This is a genomic window from Paenibacillus camelliae (assembly GCF_023715345.1).
Taxonomy (GTDB): Bacteria; Bacillota; Bacilli; order Paenibacillales; family Paenibacillaceae; genus Pristimantibacillus; species Pristimantibacillus camelliae.
In genome coordinates this window covers 1-352 of record NZ_JAMBNY010000067.1, presented here as the reverse complement: position 1 = coordinate 352, position 352 = coordinate 1, and the positions used below count along the sequence as shown (strand labels likewise).

The window sequence follows — 352 nt, the reverse complement described above, 5'->3', positions numbered from 1 at the left end:
GCGGATGAAGGTCGCTTTTACCGAAAACACTCGCTGCTAATTTTAATTTCAAACAAACGTATGTTTGTTGAACTCGATTCGCTTTGGATGTTTCATATACTTTCTTATCCAGTTTTCAAGGTACAAGTTGAAGAATCATTGATCCTTCAAAACTGACAACGAGTGAGCGAACAACTGCCTAAAGTGTTTCGTTAGAAACACACTTCGAAAGCATATGCTCTCTGGTGACCCTCAAGGGATCTCATGATCTTCTACTCGGAAGATCTTGTTCTCTTAGAAAGGAGGTGATCCAGCCGCACCTTCCGATACGGCTACCTTGTTACGACTTCACCCCAATCATCTACCCCACCTT

1 rRNA gene is annotated in these 352 nt (G+C 42.6%); it reads right to left on the bottom strand.

Going from position 1 to position 352, the window contains the following annotated elements:
- Positions 1-277: 277 nt before the first annotated feature.
- Positions 278-352 (bottom strand): 16S ribosomal RNA (locus M3180_RS22430); the annotation flags it as partial.